We start from the raw sequence: 17,450 nt of genomic DNA on the forward strand, positions 1-17,450 counted from the left end.
GGAGGAGATGTACAGACAAACGAAATGGTTCCATTTAACGGCATACACATTTTTGGGGATATTCGCTATTATTAATATAATCCCTTTCTTTTGGATGATCGTAGATTCTTTCAAAACCGAACAGGAATATGCGGCGAACCCGTTCTCCATACCAACCGAACTGCAATTCTCCAATTACGCAAAAGCGTGGGAAGTTGCGAATATGGATACCTACTTTCTCAACAGTATCATCGTAACCGTGGTATCGTTGGTCGTGACGGTCCTTCTCGGATCGCTTGCCGCGTACTTCTTGGCAAGGTTCAATTTTAAACTGCGCGGAGCGACTTACGCGATATTTTTGCTGGGCATGGTCGTTCCGATCCACGCGACCTTGATTCCGATCTTTCTGATCATGCGAAACCTGCATTTGCTGGATACGCATTTATCGTTGATTCTTCCATACACGGCCTTCCATTTGTCGTTGACGATCTTTATTCTGGAAGGCTTCATGAGAGGATTCCCGAAGGATCTCGAAGAATCGGGCGTCATGGACGGCGCGGGCGTATTCAAAATTTTCTGTTCGATCATTTTGCCGATCACGCGTCCTGCCATTTCAACTGTCGTGATTCTGAACTTTATCTATAATTGGAACGAGTATTTGTTCGCACTCGTCTTGATCAGTTCATCGTCGCTGAAGACATTGCCGCTCGGACTCGCCAACTTTGTCGGCATCGAGACGGCCAGCTTGACGCTGCAAATGGCGGCACTGACAATCGCGCTTATACCGATCATCATATTTTACCTGCTGCTGCAAAAACAACTGGTTAACGGTATGACGGCAGGAGCAGTTAAAGGTTAAACAGATTTCAATTCAACATCATGAGGACGACGAAAGAGGGAATGAACATGCGCAGCAGTTTTGGCTGGATCGGGAATTATGGTCTGAAACAGAAAGCACTGGTCATTTTCCTCTTTTTTGTCATTTTGCCTACGCTTGGGGTCGGCGTCCTGGCTCAAGACAAGCTGAACGAAGTGCTGCGGGGCCAATTTATCCAATCAAGCCAGCGCAGTCTGGAGATTGTAACGAGTCAACTGGAAGAGCAAACGACCATGATTGAGGATATTGCCGATTATTTGATACTGAGCAATGACATGCGTCAATATTTGCGGCTGGATCCACCGCCGGAGAGCGAGAGAGCGGAGCGGTTGAAGCAAAATCTCGAAGGTTTCCTGACGTTTCAGTTAATGTCCAAAAATTATATCAAATCGATATCCATCACCGGCTTTAACGGTAATTCCATTCAGATGGGCGAGCCGATTCACGGCAACGAAGAATCATGGAACCGGCTCGCAGACGAGCACAAAGGCGGGATCGTGTGGAGCAGTGCCTATCCTTCAACCAGCGGTTGGTATGGAGAAGTAAGCCTCGTGTCCTTGTTCCGTGTACTGAACTCCTACGACGAGATCACGCTGCCGCTTGCCCGGCTCGTAATCCGTATGGATGAAGCCAGTATATTCAAACAGCTTCAGCGGGGGTTGACGCGGGACGAAGGCATGGTATTCATCGTGGATTCCGATGGACGACCTGTTCTGCCCTCCAAAGACAGATTTCCCTTGAATACCGGCGATGAGGCAGCGTTTAAGGATATCGTAACCGCAGGGACGATGGGCACTTCTACTTACCGTCACGACGGTGATGAATATTTGACCTTTCATCAACGGATGGAAAATACCGACTGGATTATCGTTTCCATGGTGCCCAAGGCGGCGCTTGATCAGGATCTACGCGGCGTAACCATTTTGATGCAGGTCATTCTCGGCGGGATTCTCCTGTTGGGTTTATCGGCCTTGATCGGCTTCCACTATACGATTATCCGGCCGATCCTGCGCTTGAAGATTGAGACCAATCGGGTAAAACTCGGCGATTTCTCCGCCAGGGTCCCTATTCGTTCCAAGGACGAGATTTCCGAATTGAACCGCAGGTTTAACGATATGGTATCCACGATTCAAGAATTGATCGAGCATAAATACAAGCTGGAACTGCGTGAGCGCGAATCGGAGCTGCGTCTGCTTCAGGAGCAGATGGATCCGCATTTTCTCTATAACACGCTCGATATGATCCGTTGGACCGCCAGGCTGGAGAAGGCGAGCGAATCCAGTCAGCTCATCGAAATCCTGTCTCGATTCCTGCGTTCCAGCCTGAACAATGGCCAGTACGAGACCAGCCTGGCAAAGGAAATGGAATTTGTGCGCTCTTATCTGTATTTGCAGCAGAGGCGGCTGGGTCCAAAATTGAAATACGCGCTTTACATGGAATATGATTTGGCAAATACGCTAACTCTGAAGGCTACCATACAGCCATTGGTTGAGAATTTCCTCAAGCATGGCATCAATCGGCGCGAGCCAGTAGCGAAAATAACGATCAAAGCATACAAGCGTGAGGATGAAATGTGGATCGACGTGCAGGATAACGGCCGCGGGATGGACGATGTTACCTTAGAGGAGGTCCGGGAGTCTCTCCGTACCGGGGTTCAGACCGGTCACAATCGAGGCGCGCTCTGCAACATTCATGAACGTCTGTACCTATTTTTCGGAGAACGCTACGGTCTGGATGTAATCGAGGCTTCAACGCAAGGTACCTTGATTCGCCTCAAGCTCCCACATTCTGAAACCTACGGTGGTGAATCGCATGATGCAACACGATAAGACAGTAAAAATGCTCATCGTTGATGATGAACCCGTGATCTGTCAAGGCCTGCGCTATACGATTGATTGGGCTGATCATGGCGTTGAAGTCGTTGCGGAAGCCTATGACGGCAGTGAAGCGCTGCAGGTGGTCCAAGAACAAGAGATTGATTTGGTTCTGACGGACATCCGGATGGAGGGAATGGACGGTCTTCAGCTTACTAAGGAGCTGAAGCGCTGCCACCCCCAGATTCGGGTCATCATGATCAGCGGTTATGAGGAATTCGAGTATGCACGCCAAGCCATCAAGCTTGATGTAACCGATTACTTATTGAAACCCGTCGATATTGAAGAATTGGTGGCGGTCGTGGCGGGAATCGTGGAAGACGTTCGCCGGAAGGATACCCGTCTTGATGGTTCAGTCAAGGACGCCGAGCTTTGGCTCGCCGAAATGGCCGCGCCGTACGAAACCTCAATAGCTAGACCTGTGCCTCCATATCTACTAACCAGTGCCGAGTATAAACTCATAGCCACGCAGCTGGAGAAGTTCTCAAACCTCGCGGCTTCCGTGACCGAACAGGATTTTGCGATACTTCAGCAATTGTGGCTGCATACGATACGTGATAACCTGGAATCACGCGGAGTCCGTCACGTATCCGTATTCGTGCATAAAAATTTGCTGATGACCCTGCTGATGACGGATCAACCGCTATTGAAAGGGCAGTGGGATGAAGTCCTGCAAAATATGCTGGATTCTTGGCCGAAAGAGCATCGCATGTATTGCGCGGTATCGGATGCCTACACGTCCTTGGATCAAACCGCAGCCATGTGTTCGGAAGTTCGAAACCTGCTGCCTTATCATGCTTTGGATAACTGCCCTTTACTGGATTCCGCCTATAAGACGAAAGTGGATAACGGCCGGGTGCTGCGCGATTTTGACAGTTCGGACATGGTCTCGAAGCTGTCCGTGGCGTTATTCAAGCAGGATGCTGAAATGCTGGAAGAGCTGGTGGGCGGCATGTTCCAATTTTTCCGCGATCAGCGCTATCTATTGACGGATATGGTGAAGGTCTGTGATGAACTGTCCATCATGCTGCGGCAGCGCCTTCGGCAAAGCGGGCTGACCCAGCTTGAGCATGGCCTGGAAAGGACGTTCGATCTGGATGTATACAATCATGTCGATGCGATCCGGCAGGCGATATCCACGGAAGTGTTTGACCTTCTGCAGCTCATCGACAAGGTTGGGATCGACCGATCGTTCTGGATCATTGAGAAGGCCAAGAAGTATATGGCGGAACATTATCTTAGTGATCTGAAAGCATCGGAAGTGGCCGCATATTTGAAAATCACGCCGAGCTATTTCAGCAATATTTTCAAACAAAGCACGGGAAAAAGCTTCAGCGAATACATGAACGAACTGCGCATTAACGAGGCGAGAAATCTGCTGTTGACAACGCAGGACAAGGTGTTTGAGATTGCAGATCGCGTCGGGTATAAAGAATACAAGTATTTTGTATCCGTCTTCAAACTGTACACGGGAATGACACCCAAGAAATATCGGGTCTTGAATATCAAAGAATAAGCATACTGACCAGATTGGAAGGAGAAGGAGAAAATGGATAAGTATCGGAATGCGGCTCTTCCCGTTGACGAGCGTGTAGAGGATTTGCTGTCGAGAATGACGCTGCGCGAGAAGGTCGGGCAGCTGAACCAGCACTTGTACGGCTGGATGGCATATCGGCAATGCGAAGGGACTGAAACGGAGTTTGAACTAACCGAATTATTCAAAGAGCATGTCGAGTGGGGAGCAGGCATGGGGGCGTTGTACGGACTGTTCCGGGCGGACCCTTGGTCCGGAGTGACCTATGAGAACGGGATTCCTACGCAAGACAATGCCAAGGTAGCGAATGCCATACAGCGCTATGTGATCGAACACAGCCGGCTTGGCATTCCTGTCCTTCTCGCGGAGGAATGTCCCCATGGTCATCAGGCGCTAGACGGAACGCTTCTGCCCGTTAATACGGCTATCGGATCGACGTGGAATCCTGAATTAATTGAACGCGCCTATAGCCAAGTGGCCTCCGAGATCCGCAGCCGCGGGGCTCACATCGGCTTGGTATCGGTACTGGACATTCTGCAGGATCCGCGGTGGGGACGCTCCGAGGAGTGTTACGGGGAAGACCCGTACCTGGCTGCACGGATGACGGAGGCGGTTGTGCACGGCATGCAGGGAAGAGAGCAAGAAGAGCGGAAGCGCCCGGACAAGGCGGCAGCCGTGCTTAAGCATCTGTGCGCTCAGGGAGCAGGGCAGGGCGGTCGCAATGCAGGACCGGTTCCCGTTGGCGAGCGGGAGCTTCGCGAAATTCATCTGCCAGCTGCGCAGGCCGGGATCAAGGCAGGAGCGGCAGGGGTCATGGCGGCCTATAATGAGCTTGACGGCATCCCATGTCATGCCAATGATAAGCTGTTAACCGGCATTCTGAGAGATGAATGGGGATTCGATGGGATTGTCATGGCGGATGGAACGGCCATCGACCGTTTGGTGTCCATAACGGGAGATTATGAATCGGCGGCAGGACTTGCCCTGTCATCCGGGGTTGATCTTAGCCTGTGGGACAAGTCGTTCACCACGCTTGAACAAGCGGTGAAACAAGGGAAGGCCGATATGGAGTACATCGATCGGGCGGTGGCTCGAGTGCTTCGGCTTAAATTCAGACTGGGACTGTTCGAGCACCCATACATAGACGAAGGCTTGGCAGCTGCAACCGTCAATAATGCTGCCGCTAAAGACTTAAATGCATCCGTCGCAAGAGAAGCGATTGTGCTGCTCAAGAACGACTCAAACGTACTGCCGCTGAATAGCGGCCGGATCAAACGACTGGCGGTCATCGGACCTAACGCGGAAAGACTTTACAACCAGCTTGGGGACTACACCAGCATTCAGCGCGAGGGCAGCGGAGTCACGGCGCTTCAAGGCATTCGGATGGCTGCACCCGCAGGCACGGACATCGTCTTTGCTCCCGGATGCAGCGTACGAGGCATGTCGACGGAAGGCCTACCCGAGGCGGTTGAAGCAGCCCGTTCCGCAGATGCGGTCGTGCTCGTGCTCGGCGGCAGCAGTGCCCGTCAATTCGGAGATACGTTTGATAGTAATGGCGCAGCCATTGTAGCAGAAGGCGATCCGACGGAAATGGATTGCGGCGAAGGCGTCGATCTGGCCGATCTCCGATTAGGCGGCAAACAGGAGCAATTGGTCCGGGAAATTCACGCGCTCGGCAAACCCGTAATTACGGTACTCATTCAGGGACGTCCGCTGGCCATCGCCGAGGTAGCTGAGCTCAGCGATGCACTGCTGTGTGCCTGGTATCCTGGAAGCGAAGGAGGCCGTGCCATTGGCGAGATCCTGTTTGGACAGGTGAATCCCAGCGGCAAGCTATCCGTATCCATACCACGCTCCGTGGGTCAATTGCCGGTTTATTATAATCAGAAGAACGCCGGACAGCCTCGTCCCTATGTCGATATGCCGTCCAAGCCGTTATATCCGTTCGGATTCGGTCTTGGTTACAGCATGTTTGAATACGGAACTTCAACGATTTCTCACAAGGAAATGACGCTGGAAGAGCTTCGATCCGGAGGCCGTGTCGAAGTGAGCGTGGAAGTGAGAAACAGCGGAGACATGAAAGGACTTGAAACCGTACAGCTCTATATTCAAGGCGATCAATCAGGAATTACCCGTCGTTTGCGGGAATTAAAGGGATTTAAGAAGATAGCGCTGGAGCCCGGTGATGTAAGCACCGTCACCTTCGAGCTTGGCTTCGAGGAATTGGCTATATGGGATCGAAACATGGAATTCGAAGTAGTTCCTTGTCGAGTCAACATCGTAGTAGGGGCCCACTCGGAATGGGAAACCGGCGTTGTTCAGTTAAGGTTAAAGTCCTAAAACGAAGCTCAAACAAAAAAGGGTTCTTAAACATTAGCACGATGCATCGATACATGGAGGCAGCATTTAACGCTGTCTCTTTTTGTCTTGAATAAGCACGTTCGTTGACTAGAAGAAGAAATTGGGATATGATTTTAGAAATCAGGGAAAATATTATCGTTTCATTGTTTTCCGAGCGAGGAGGTGTTCCTATTGAAAGAGCGAATTGTTGCGATGGCAAGCCATGAAATCAAGAGAAGAGGATTACGCTTTACGATGGGGGACCTTGCCAAACAACTGGGTATGAGCACGAAGACGCTGTACGGATGGTTCCCTTCCAAGGATGTGCTGATTTCAACGATTCTTCGTGAGGCCATTATCGAGCTTCAAGAAAAAGAAAAGGACATCATGAATAAACCTGATTTGACTACACTCGATAAACTTGAGCGGTGCCTTATCCTCATTCCGACTGATTTTCAGTTTATCGGATTAAACCTCATAACCGAGCTTCAGCGTTACTATCCTGATCAATGGAAGACGCTGGATGAATTTCTGAATAAACAATGGGACAGCATCACTGAACTATTTGAAGAAGGGATTAATCAAGGATTGTTACGCCCGTTTAACACCAAAGTTTTTATTGATTTGTATGTTGGAGGCCTTTATCGATTAATTGAGGACTCGTCTGAGAATAAAAGCAGCATTACGCTTCAGGAGAGCCTGAGGGATATGGGTGAGATCCTGTTATCCGGTATTATCAAGAAGGAAGTTTGAACGATCATTTATTCATTAAGGAGAAGAGAGGGTATCACTTGAGTAAATCATTAAAAGGCCTGTTTTTATTTACGGATATCGGATTTATCTTGTATTGGGTCTTCACCGCACTAGCGTTAATCCCCAAGGAATATTTATATCAGGATTATACCAATGAGCTGTTAGTGGCCTGGAATTGGTCGTTCTTCCCGCTGGATATACTCATTTCGATCACCGGAATGTACAGCATTTACCTACATAAACAGATGAATATAAAGTGGAGAAGTTGCCTTAATCTCGCTCATCCTGACATTTTGTTCCGGACTGCAGGCGATCGCTTTTTGGATCATGAAGTCCGATTTTGACATCATGTGGTGGGCGCCTAATCTCTACCTGATGTTATATCCATTGTTCTTCATCCCAAAACTGCTTGAGACCAAGGAGCCGTGTTAAGACACGGCTTTTTGATTTTTATTTTCCTAGATCGGATGAACATTCGATAAAAGTCACTGCCGGCATCTTCTAAGCGCAAGCGAAAAAAAAGGGCTAAAGGACCATGCGGTTCGTCTAACTTTAAGTATTTTATACACGGGAAATTCCTGAGGTACATGGTAAACTCAATAGTGGATCCCCCATTTTTTGTAATGAAGCAGAAACTTGATTGGAATGAAACGATGTTTCTGTATAAAGAGAGGAGGAAGATATCCTATATCATGGCAAAATGCCCGCATGAACCTTGTCTTTCGTGCGCTTTCGGGGGCAGTCCAATTTGTTTCCTATTATTAATGGAGGTGTATTGATGGTTGACGTTCAAGGGTTGAGGCATATGAATAGGCATTTAAAACTGCTCACGTCCGCAATACTTGCAGCTCTCGTGTTTTGTTTGTCCGGATTGCCCGCATTCGCGGCGACTCCTGAGAAAACGATCAACGCTTCAGCAACGCTCGCCTACAACTTAAAGGGACTTAATCATAACGTGGCCGTTCAGAAGGCTTATATCGCGGATAAATATCTCTATGTCACGCAGCGGTCGAAGGGAAATTGCTATCTTTCAAGATTGCTCATTAACGGGAGCGACGCTACTTATGTAGATGAAATGACCGTTACGAATACCGGTCACTGCCAAACGCTGGATATGTATACGTACAATGGCATCAATTACTTTTACTTTAGTTCCAAAGCAGATCCTTCAACGGATTATTACTGGTCGCTGCAGGTAGCTAGGCTGCAATATTCGGCTGGCAAGACCGTGGATTATACGGATTTGCATCGCTTCACCTACATGAATTACGCCAATAAAACGGGGGCAAGGCTTGGTGAGACCTACCGTGTGGATGGCGGCGGCAACAGTACACATACGGTGTTCCGGGTTCAAACCAAAGAGGGAACCGTAACATGGTCGATTTATGACACGGTCGCACTCAATAAGCTTCTGGACAGTAATGAACAGGTGCGAATGGACAGCGCAGCTGCGGTTAACGCCGCCGTTGGCAGCTTTACGCAGTCGGGCAGTGCGATCGTAAGGCCGAACGGATCCTTCCAGGGGGCCGATATGCTGGGTCAGACGAAAATATATACGTCAGGCGGTGCCGAAGGCGATATCCCGCAGATTGCCATGATGACCAACGCAGGAACATTCAAGACCCTCGTGAAAATAACGAATGTGGGGAACCATGAAATCGAGGGCGTACAGACAAAGAACGGCAATGTTTATTTTACGATCGTTACGGACCCGGTAAACAAAAAAGATACGCAAAAAGTGTATTACGTTCCGGACAGCATATTTAATTAACTTCCACCAAGTTAGTCTCTGATAACTGTAACATCAGTAAATTTAGCATAGTTGGCATTCGACTATGGGAGGGAGATTTGTCCATGAAAAAAGGCTTCGTCTCGTTTATCGCCTGCCTGTTGTTTGTTCCGATGTTTACAACGGGGGTGCTGGCGGCTGGAAAAGGACAAGGCAAAGAAGTAAGCACAACGGTGATGTCTTACAATATCCATCACGGAGTTGGATTGGATGAGCAGCTAAGCCTGCCAAGAATCGCCGATGTTATCCGTGATTCCGGCGCAGAGATTGTCGGCCTTCAAGAAGTGGACCGGTTTTACGGGGAACGAAGCGACTTTCAAGACCAAGCGAAGGATTTGGCAGGTTTGCTCGGATATCACTATGCTTATGGTGCGAATCTAGATTTGGAGCCTGCGGAAGGTCAGACGAATAACCGCCAGTATGGAACAGCCATCGTAAGCAAGTATCCGATCCTTCGATCCGAGAATGTGCTGCTGAGCAGCTTCGGGAAGGAGCAGCGCGGTGTTCTACACGCTGTTGTCAATCTGAAGGGGATCCACGTGGATGTGTACAACACGCATCTTGGATTGGACGTCACCAGCAGAACGGCACAGGCGCAGGAAATCATTGAGCTTGCATCAGCTTCTGAGGGACCGGCGCTGCTGATGGGCGATCTCAACGCAGAACCAAACAGTTCAGAGTTTAAATTGTTGCTGGACAGCGGTTTATTCGTAAACAGCTTTCAGGGAATCGAAGATGCCTATACGTTTCCTGTAATCAATCCGTCGGCAACGATCGATTACATTCTGACCTCACCTGCTGTCCAGCATTCGAATCAGCGCGTGATCCATACGGAAGCTTCGGACCATCTGCCTATCGCAGCCGAAGTATCATTCAAGCGTTAGGCCGTTTGGGCAAGCTTAAGGTTTAGGTTCGTGCAAGATACATGCAGACATAACAATGGTCAAGAGGCTACCACCGGGCATTTGCTCGGGGTAGCCTTTTTCGTATGAGGAGATGAATCGATATTCTTCCCTTTACAGTTTTTTTACCGTTCTGTCTATATCCACAAAATAGGTTATGCTACGATACAAGCACAAGGAGGGAGCGTGCATGATCACTTGGAGATTACCGCTGGTTGCATTGATGTGCTTGAGCATAACCGTAACGGGGTGCATGCAAGGTGGCAAAGGGCAGGGCTCTGGTCGTATATTTTCGCAATCAATGGCATCAGATATGGCTGGTGCCCCAGAAAAGACAAAGCTGAGATTCTGGTCAACGGGGCGTCATGACGCGAATTATATCAAAGAGGTCATTCATCGTTATAACGAGGAGAATAGTGATTTAATTGAGGTTGAGATGACGGTGATGGCAGATGATTTTGCCCAATCGCTTGATTTGTCATTTGCCAGCGAGCAATCACCCGATATCTTTACCCCGATCGATCTCGCTGAAATGACCCGAAAAGGCTATGTGGAGCCGCTCAACCCGTATTTAACGCCCGAGATCAGAAACAGGTTCGGGAAGCAAGCCTTCATCGAGGGATACAACGTCTTTGATCCATATATATACAGCCTGCCTAACAGCGGATCAACTTTGCGGCTTATTTATAATGTGGAGCTGTTTAAGCGGGCAGGCATAACCTCACCTCCGAAATCGCTTGACGAGTTGGTGGAGGCGGCAAGTCGAATCACCGAAATTGGAAAAGCGGACGGCATTTACGGTTTTGCCCTCCCCTATAAAATTCCTGCCAGCGCTCTCGGCCGGTCAGCCGTTCCGATCGCGGAAATAAGTGGAATCAGCGGCGATGGATATGACTTTTCGACAGGCAGCTATGATTTCTCAGGCTTTATACCGATTATAAGCGCATTTCGGACCATGATGGAGAATGGCAGTACGCTGCCGGGATCGGAATCTCTGGACATCGATCCGCTTCGGGCACAATTTGCCGACGGGAAGATCGGGATGTATCTGTCCTATTCTTCGGAACCCAGCATTTATAAGTATCAGTTTCCGGCCAAGATCCAATGGGGAGCTGCTCTTCCCCCATCGATTGACGGGACCTATAAAGGAGTGATCAATCAGGGCGTTGGAGCGACGAGGTGGTTATCGATTAGCAGCCAGTCGAAGCATAAGGAGGAAGCTTGGAAGTTTCTCCGTTATATGTATAGCGATGAAGTGCTGATTGGGTATCAGGAAGCCGGACTTGGCATTTTATCCGTGGAGGCGATAGCCGCTAAAGCCAGGAAACCCGAAATCGACGGCATCACCAGCTTCTTCCCAGGTGAGTATGACGGAATATGGCCTGCATCGCCTCAAGGATTCAAGCCAAAGGGTAAGGAGTGGGAGGACGAATTCGTAAAGTACATCATGATCGGCGGGGATCTTGATTCATTGATTGAGGATCTGAACGCGCGTTACAACGCAGCATTAGATCAGGAACGGGCCGCCGGCAGAGTGGATATGAAAGCCATTCCTTCATTTGATCCGCTGCATCCTCAGGATGTCTCATGGCTAAGCGATTGATCTACATTAACAAACAACTGCTGCCACAGCCGAAACATAGAGACGGAGGATGTTGATCAATGCTCTACCGACTATCGTTCAGACGCCGAATCTGGATCGCGTTTATGCTCATTGTCATTTTTGCGGTTACTACCGCAGGCGCGTTAAGCTACATGATCGCGGAGGAAGTTGTGAAGGACAATGCCTATCAGCTTAGTCAGGAAACGATTCATAAAACATCCAAGGTGTTGGATGAGAAGCTGAATCATGTCACGCAAGCAGTTTACTCAATGATGGTCAATACGGCTTACCGAAGAGCGTTAGGGATGGACAGCAGCTACTCGGAGGCGGAGAACTACTATACACATTTGTCCGGGCTGCAATCGTCTTTTGTGCAGACCAAGCTGTATGAACCTATGATCGATTCTATTCTTATCGCCACGCGTGAGGGTGACTATTACCAGACAAGTCAGCAGCGTAACTTCTCCTATTCGTTCTATGATTCGGAGCTGTATACGAATATCAAAAGAGAGAAGCGCAAATTATGGGTGGCCGGTCATGAGGACCGTTTCTTTTCCAGCCGGGAGAACGTCATTTCTTTTGTGATGGAGGGCATACCTTCCCATTATATCGAGGATATTTTCGTTGTAGCGAATGTCAAAATCGACTCGATTCGATCCTTAATTGCCTCGGAGGATAAAAATCGCAAGCAGTTCCATCTCTTGGCCTCCTCCGATGGGAGCGATGTGCTGCTAAACGATTCCATCATCGCGGATACGCTGAAACATGAGCCTAAATACAGGGAGGCCTTGACTGCTGAGCAGGGTAGCTTTGAGTATTCGGATCAAGGTTATGAGTACCTCGTTAACTATACCAAGCTGGGGGGAGTGAAGGAGTGGACGCTATTCAGCTTCCTGCCTAAATCAGAATTGATGAAGCAAATGGACAGCATCAAGCTGACCATTCTTGGGGTTATCACGGGATGCTTGCTTGTGTCGTTTGCTTTTGCGAATATGCTGACCCGATTGCTCATAAGACCGTTAAGCCACTTGCAATCACTAATGAAACGGGTGGAAATGAGCGATCTTAACGTACGTTATGAAAGCGAATACAATGATGAAATTACGCAGGTCGGTTATCGCTTTAACCGGATGCTGGAAGAGCTCAATGAAATGTTTGATGTTGTGAAGCAGGCAGAGAAGGAAAAACGCCAGTCCGAGATGAAAGCCCTGCAAGCTCAAATTGATCCTCACTTTCTATATAACACGCTGAACACGGTTTACTGGAAGTGCCAGTTGAATCAATTGGAGGATGTTCAGGAAATGGTGCTGTCCTTGTCACAGCTGTTTCAGCTCGGCCTCAATCGCGGCAAGGAGGAGACAACGCTTGCACATGAGCTTCAGCACGTGGAGCAGTATTTAAACATTCAGCAGAAATGCTACGAAACGCTCTTTACCTACATGATCGAGGTTGATCCTTTAGTGGATATGCAGCAGCCGATCTTAAAAATCATACTGCAGCCGCTGGTTGAAAATTCAATCCTGCACGGCTTTAACGATCGCAATGAGGGTGGCTTCATACGGATTCAGGTGAAACAGGATAGCTCTTATCTGTACTTCATCGTTGAAGATAACGGTATGGGGCTGAACGAAAAGAATACAGCTGATCCACTCCTTCGACAACCGTCATCCTCAGCTGGATCGGGTTATGCGTTATATAATGTCCGGTTGCGATTGCAGCTACAGTACGGTAGCTCGTCTGACTTGCACTTGGAGAGCGAACCTAATGTATGTACCCGAGTTTCGATTATCATCCCCCGTTACCCACAACTCGAAGGGAGTTGACTCAAGCCGATGAGCGCAAGAACGACAACCATATGCTTTATTGATGACATTCAGAGTGTCGTCGATGGTATTTCCAAGCAAATCAACTGGGAACATCATGGGATATCCGTAAGCGGGACGGCAATCAATGGAGAAGACGGACTCCTGCTGATCACCTCGTGCAAACCGGATATCATCGTGACCGATATTCGAATGCCGAAGCTCGATGGTCTGGAAATGACCCGGCGTGTCAAAGAGCTGCTGCCGCGCAGCAAGCTCATATTGATGACGGGATTCAGTGATTTTGAATATGCGAAGCAAGCGGTTCAACTTGGGGCGTTTGACTTCATAACGAAGCCCTTTTCACTGGCTCATATCGAGGAAATTGTCGTAAAGGCAAAAAAAGAAATTGAAGCGATACGAAACCAAGAGGATCATATCGCTGAATTAGAGCAGCGGGTTCAGGAGAGCATGCCGTTCCTGCGTCAGGAATTGTTCACGTTGCTGTTGCATCATAAGGTGAACGAACAGGAGGCGAAGCAGCGGTGGGAATATGTGAAGCCGGATTTGGAGTCCAGGCATTTGCTTGTCATGATTCTTGAAATCGACGGATTTGCTGACAAGCATCGAGATTCGCCGATGAATGAACTGGAGCTTGCCCGGTTTGCATTGAAGAATATTACGGAGGAGACCATCGCTTTGTATACAAAGGGGATGGTATTCCGGGATTCGGCTAACCGCCTAGTGGCGGTGTTGAATACACCGTTATCAGCTTCAGCGGCGGCCATAGCGGAGGCGTGCTGTCAGCATGTCAGATTATATACTTCCTTAACGATTTCAATAGGAATTGGTAGCCCCGTAACGTATATCCATGAATTGAACTCATCGTACGATCAGGCTTTGCATGCCCTGTCATACCATTTCTATACCGGCGGAAACGCGGTGATTTCATACGAAGATATAGCTAATACTGAAATCTCCCTGCCGCGCAGCATACGGGCCGCAGAGCAGGAAATGGTATATGCCATACAATCCGGAAACGTCCGCCAAGCTTTACTGACGCTTGATCATATCCTGACTGAGTTTACGGACAGGTCGCCGCTTCCGAAGCCGGAATACTTCATCAGCTTGTACTATGAGCTGGCGTATATGATGCTAAGGGCGATTCAAGACAAGGTGCCCATGAATGAACTATCCGATTTGAACATGATCGTTCGGGAAGGGCGGGTCAGCTCGGAGAGATCCTTAACGGACATGAAGAAGATTCTGCATAGCATCGTGACGCTAGGCTGTGAACGCATTGAAAATCAGAACCGCTCCGCCGCCGCAAAAATCATCCAGGAAGCCATTCATTATGTGAAGTCCAATTTGGATCAGGACCTCAGCATAAGTACTTGCGCGAAGGAAGTTCATTTAAGCCCAAGTTATTTTGCCGGCTTGTTCAAGAAAGTGACGGGAATGGCATTTAGTCAATTTGTCACGCAAGAACGGATGGAGATGGCCAAACGGCTGCTCTTGGAGGATCGGCAAATCCAGGAGATTGCGGAGTCGCTTGGTTATGTAGAGCGGCGGTATTTTACCGACGTATTTAAAAAATATACGCAGATGACACCATCGGAATTCAAGCAGGCGCACATAAGAAACAACATTTCATTGTAATGGGAGGGATATCGTGACTACCCGCATTGAGAATGCCATTGACTGGCCCGTGTTTATGTCCAGACACGATATGGTGTGGACCACGCGTCCGATCAGCTGGGATGAAGGAGCTTTTCTTGGAAACGGCATGCTCGGAGCGATGATCTACAGTGAAGAACATCGGGATAAACGGAATGTGCTGCGTTTTGTGCTTGGACGTTCCGATATAACCGCATCACGTCCGGGTGCAGAGGCTTTTCCGGTACGCGTGCCTATTGGCGAGCTTGCATTGGAGCTGGAGGGTTGGATTTATCAGCCCTATGAAATGCGGCTGGTGTTATGGAACGCGGAGCTCCGGGCGGTTATACCGACTACGAAGGGTGAAGTCAGAATTCGTGCGCTTGTGCATGCATTGGCGCCTGTACTTGTCTTGGAGCTCGATGCAGATGAAGGTGAACGCCATGCGAAGCTGAAGTGGTACGCCTATCCGGAAGTTGACCCTATTTTGAAGAACGCGGACGGGATCAATCTCAACCAATATATACCTGATACCACCGTTCAGCATATAAAATCTGGTGAGGTATCGATCGGTATACAGGAATATGGAAGCGGGGATGGCTGCACTACGGCTTGGATAACTCACTGTCCTGACCAGACTGAGCAGGGGGTGGAAAGCTCACATCGCCAGATCTGCATTTTAACCGTAATGAATGGCACGGACGATTTCGTTCGTGATCAGGCGATACGGGAACTTCGGGCTGTGCCGAAATCAACCTCAGGCTGGGAAGCTTGGATTCATAAGCATCGCAGGTGGTGGCATTATTACTATCCGGAAAGCTTCATTTCCATACCGGATCAGCAGCTGGAAAGCTTTTACTGGATACAGATGTATAAGCTTGCGTCTGCGACCCGGGCGGACTCATTCCCTATCGATAATCAGGGGCCGTGGCTCACATCGACGCCATGGCCTGGACTATGGTTCAATATGAACGTTCAGATGAGTTACTCTCCGATCTATACGGCCAATCGCCTCCATCTGGGCATGTCGCTGATTCATTCTTTGGAGGGGCATCAGGATCAATTGATCCGTAATGTTCCCGAAGCATACCGTGCAGACTCCGCAGGACTAGGTCGAAGCTCAAGCTATGATCTGAACAGTCCGGTCACAGATGAGGTGGGGAATTTAACTTGGGTGATGCATAACTGTTGGCGTCATTACCGTTATGCCATGGATGATCAGATGCTGCGAAGTCTGGTATATCCACTTCTGCGGCGCAGTGTAGGTTTATATTTACATCTTCTTGAGGAAGGACAGGACGGCTGTCTACACTTACCTCCCACAGTCTCACCGGAATACGGGTCCTTTAAGCAGGTGAAGACAGCTGATACTCATTATGATTTAGCGCTGCTGCGCTGGGGATGTGAAACGTTAATCCGCATGGCCGATCAGCTTGGTGTTCATGACCCGCTGCATGATCGGTGGCGGGAAGTACTCGAGCGTTTGGTACCTTTCCCGGTCGATTCATCCGGGTATATGATCGGCGAGGGTCAGCGTATGGAATTCGGACACCGTCATTTCAGCCATATGCTGGCGGCCTTTCCACTACATATCGTCGGCGAAACCGAAGAGGAGAAGGAGTTGATTCTTCGGTCGCTCCGCCATTGGATCGGCCTTGAAGGAGATTTGCGCGGTTTCAGCTTTACCGGAGCCGCCTCCATCGCAGCCAAGTTAGGTTTAGGAGATGAAACTCTCGCGTATTTGCGAAGTTTAATGCATCTCATTAAGCCGAACACCATGTATAAAGAAGCGGGACCGGTCATCGAAACGCCGCTGGCCGGGGCGGAATCGATCCATGATATGCTGCTTCAGAGCAGAGGGGAGCGGATTTATGTATTCCCTGCAGTCCCTAAAGAGTGGCCGGAGTCGGTATTCCATCAGCTGCGGGCAGAAGGAGGTTTTCTTGTTAGCGCCGTTCGGGAGGAGGGGCGCACGGCTTGGATACATATTTGCAGTCTTGCCGGAGAGCCCTGCCGGATCGTAACGGATATGGTCACATCTGCGGACGACGGCCTGGTTATTGACATCGGGGGAATCACGAGGAAGTGTCCAATCCAGGCAGATGGGACAATTGATCTGGCTTTGAAGCCTGGTGAGGAGGCTTATATTAACAGAGCCCATGGGAGCGGATCCATTCGATTCCGCATCTCGCCTGTCCCTGCTGAGAAGGGCAAATGCAATCTGTTTGGCAGTCGTAAACCGTGGAGATTGTATGGGCTTCCCCAATAATCGGTAGATCATCATTATAACCTGAAAACTTTCTCGTCTTAAGAGCAGCCTTATCCCTGTGAAGGCTGCTCT

General features: G+C 49.2%; 11 protein-coding genes and 1 pseudogene. All 12 read left to right on the forward strand.

What is annotated here, in order from left to right; genetic code table 11:
• Positions 1-7 precede the first annotated feature (7 nt).
• The 12 genes and pseudogenes from AC0VZ8_RS16340 to AC0VZ8_RS16395 all read left to right on the forward strand — a co-directional run bounded on the left by AC0VZ8_RS16340 (position 8) and on the right by AC0VZ8_RS16395 (position 17,378).
• Complete coding sequence (locus tag AC0VZ8_RS16340) at positions 8-838, forward strand: carbohydrate ABC transporter permease (protein ID WP_475487559.1); 831 nt, start codon at positions 8-10, stop codon at positions 836-838.
• A gap of 47 nt (positions 839-885) precedes the next feature.
• Positions 886-2,685: a cache domain-containing sensor histidine kinase gene (locus AC0VZ8_RS16345; protein ID WP_475487560.1), complete on the forward strand. Its 1,800-nt coding sequence runs from the start codon at positions 886-888 to the stop codon at positions 2,683-2,685.
• A complete protein-coding gene (locus tag AC0VZ8_RS16350; RefSeq protein WP_475487561.1) occupies positions 2,669-4,246 on the forward strand; it encodes a response regulator transcription factor in 1,578 nt (525 codons plus the stop codon). The genes AC0VZ8_RS16345 and AC0VZ8_RS16350 overlap by 17 nt, the downstream gene beginning before the upstream one ends.
• Before the next feature lie 33 nt (positions 4,247-4,279).
• Positions 4,280-6,604 carry a glycoside hydrolase family 3 N-terminal domain-containing protein gene (locus AC0VZ8_RS16355; RefSeq protein WP_475487562.1) on the forward strand — a complete coding sequence of 775 codons (2,325 nt, stop codon included), beginning with the start codon at positions 4,280-4,282 and terminating at the stop codon, positions 6,602-6,604.
• Between the two features lie 192 nt (positions 6,605-6,796).
• A complete protein-coding gene (locus AC0VZ8_RS16360; RefSeq protein ID WP_475487563.1) occupies positions 6,797-7,357 on the forward strand; it encodes a TetR/AcrR family transcriptional regulator in 561 nt (186 codons plus the stop codon).
• A 38-nt stretch (positions 7,358-7,395) separates the two neighbouring features.
• A pseudogene (locus AC0VZ8_RS16365) lies at positions 7,396-7,789 on the forward strand (YvaD family protein).
• 346 nt (positions 7,790-8,135) lie between these two features.
• Positions 8,136-9,128, forward strand: coding sequence for a phage baseplate protein (locus tag AC0VZ8_RS16370; protein WP_475487564.1), 993 nt, complete (start codon positions 8,136-8,138; stop codon positions 9,126-9,128).
• 83 nt (positions 9,129-9,211) lie between these two features.
• Entirely contained in the window at positions 9,212-10,030 is an 819-nt protein-coding gene (locus AC0VZ8_RS16375) for an endonuclease/exonuclease/phosphatase family protein (RefSeq protein WP_475487565.1), read from the forward strand.
• A gap of 208 nt (positions 10,031-10,238) precedes the next feature.
• On the forward strand, positions 10,239-11,651 hold the full coding sequence (locus tag AC0VZ8_RS16380) for an ABC transporter substrate-binding protein (protein WP_475487566.1): 1,413 nt from the start codon (positions 10,239-10,241) through the stop codon (positions 11,649-11,651).
• Positions 11,652-11,710: 59 nt separating this feature from the next.
• Entirely contained in the window at positions 11,711-13,474 is a 1,764-nt protein-coding gene (locus AC0VZ8_RS16385) for a sensor histidine kinase (RefSeq protein ID WP_475487567.1), read from the forward strand.
• A gap of 9 nt (positions 13,475-13,483) precedes the next feature.
• Positions 13,484-15,112 (forward strand): response regulator, encoded by a 1,629-nt coding sequence (locus tag AC0VZ8_RS16390; protein WP_475487568.1) that lies wholly within the window; start codon positions 13,484-13,486, stop codon positions 15,110-15,112.
• A 13-nt stretch (positions 15,113-15,125) separates the two neighbouring features.
• A complete protein-coding gene (locus AC0VZ8_RS16395; RefSeq protein WP_475487569.1) occupies positions 15,126-17,378 on the forward strand; it encodes a glycosyl hydrolase family 95 catalytic domain-containing protein in 2,253 nt (750 codons plus the stop codon).
• Positions 17,379-17,450 lie beyond the last annotated feature (72 nt).

The organism is Paenibacillus sp. QJM3NY_38 (assembly GCF_056173265.1).

Excerpts from the sequence above, each read along its gene's own strand:
- AC0VZ8_RS16375 (WP_475487565.1), top strand. The coding sequence starts at position 9,212 with ATGAAAAAAGGCTTCGTCTCGTTTATCGCCTGCCTGTTGTTTGTTCCG.
- AC0VZ8_RS16390 (WP_475487568.1), top strand. The coding sequence starts at position 13,484 with ATGAGCGCAAGAACGACAACCATATGCTTTATTGATGACATTCAGAGT.
- AC0VZ8_RS16370 (WP_475487564.1), top strand. The coding sequence starts at position 8,136 with ATGGTTGACGTTCAAGGGTTGAGGCATATGAATAGGCATTTAAAACTG.
- AC0VZ8_RS16355 (WP_475487562.1), top strand. The coding sequence starts at position 4,280 with ATGGATAAGTATCGGAATGCGGCTCTTCCCGTTGACGAGCGTGTAGAG.
- AC0VZ8_RS16385 (WP_475487567.1), top strand. The coding sequence starts at position 11,711 with ATGCTCTACCGACTATCGTTCAGACGCCGAATCTGGATCGCGTTTATG.
- AC0VZ8_RS16345 (WP_475487560.1), top strand. The coding sequence starts at position 886 with ATGCGCAGCAGTTTTGGCTGGATCGGGAATTATGGTCTGAAACAGAAA.
- AC0VZ8_RS16350 (WP_475487561.1), top strand. The coding sequence starts at position 2,669 with ATGATGCAACACGATAAGACAGTAAAAATGCTCATCGTTGATGATGAA.
- AC0VZ8_RS16340 (WP_475487559.1), top strand. The coding sequence starts at position 8 with ATGTACAGACAAACGAAATGGTTCCATTTAACGGCATACACATTTTTG.
- AC0VZ8_RS16380 (WP_475487566.1), top strand. The coding sequence starts at position 10,239 with ATGATCACTTGGAGATTACCGCTGGTTGCATTGATGTGCTTGAGCATA.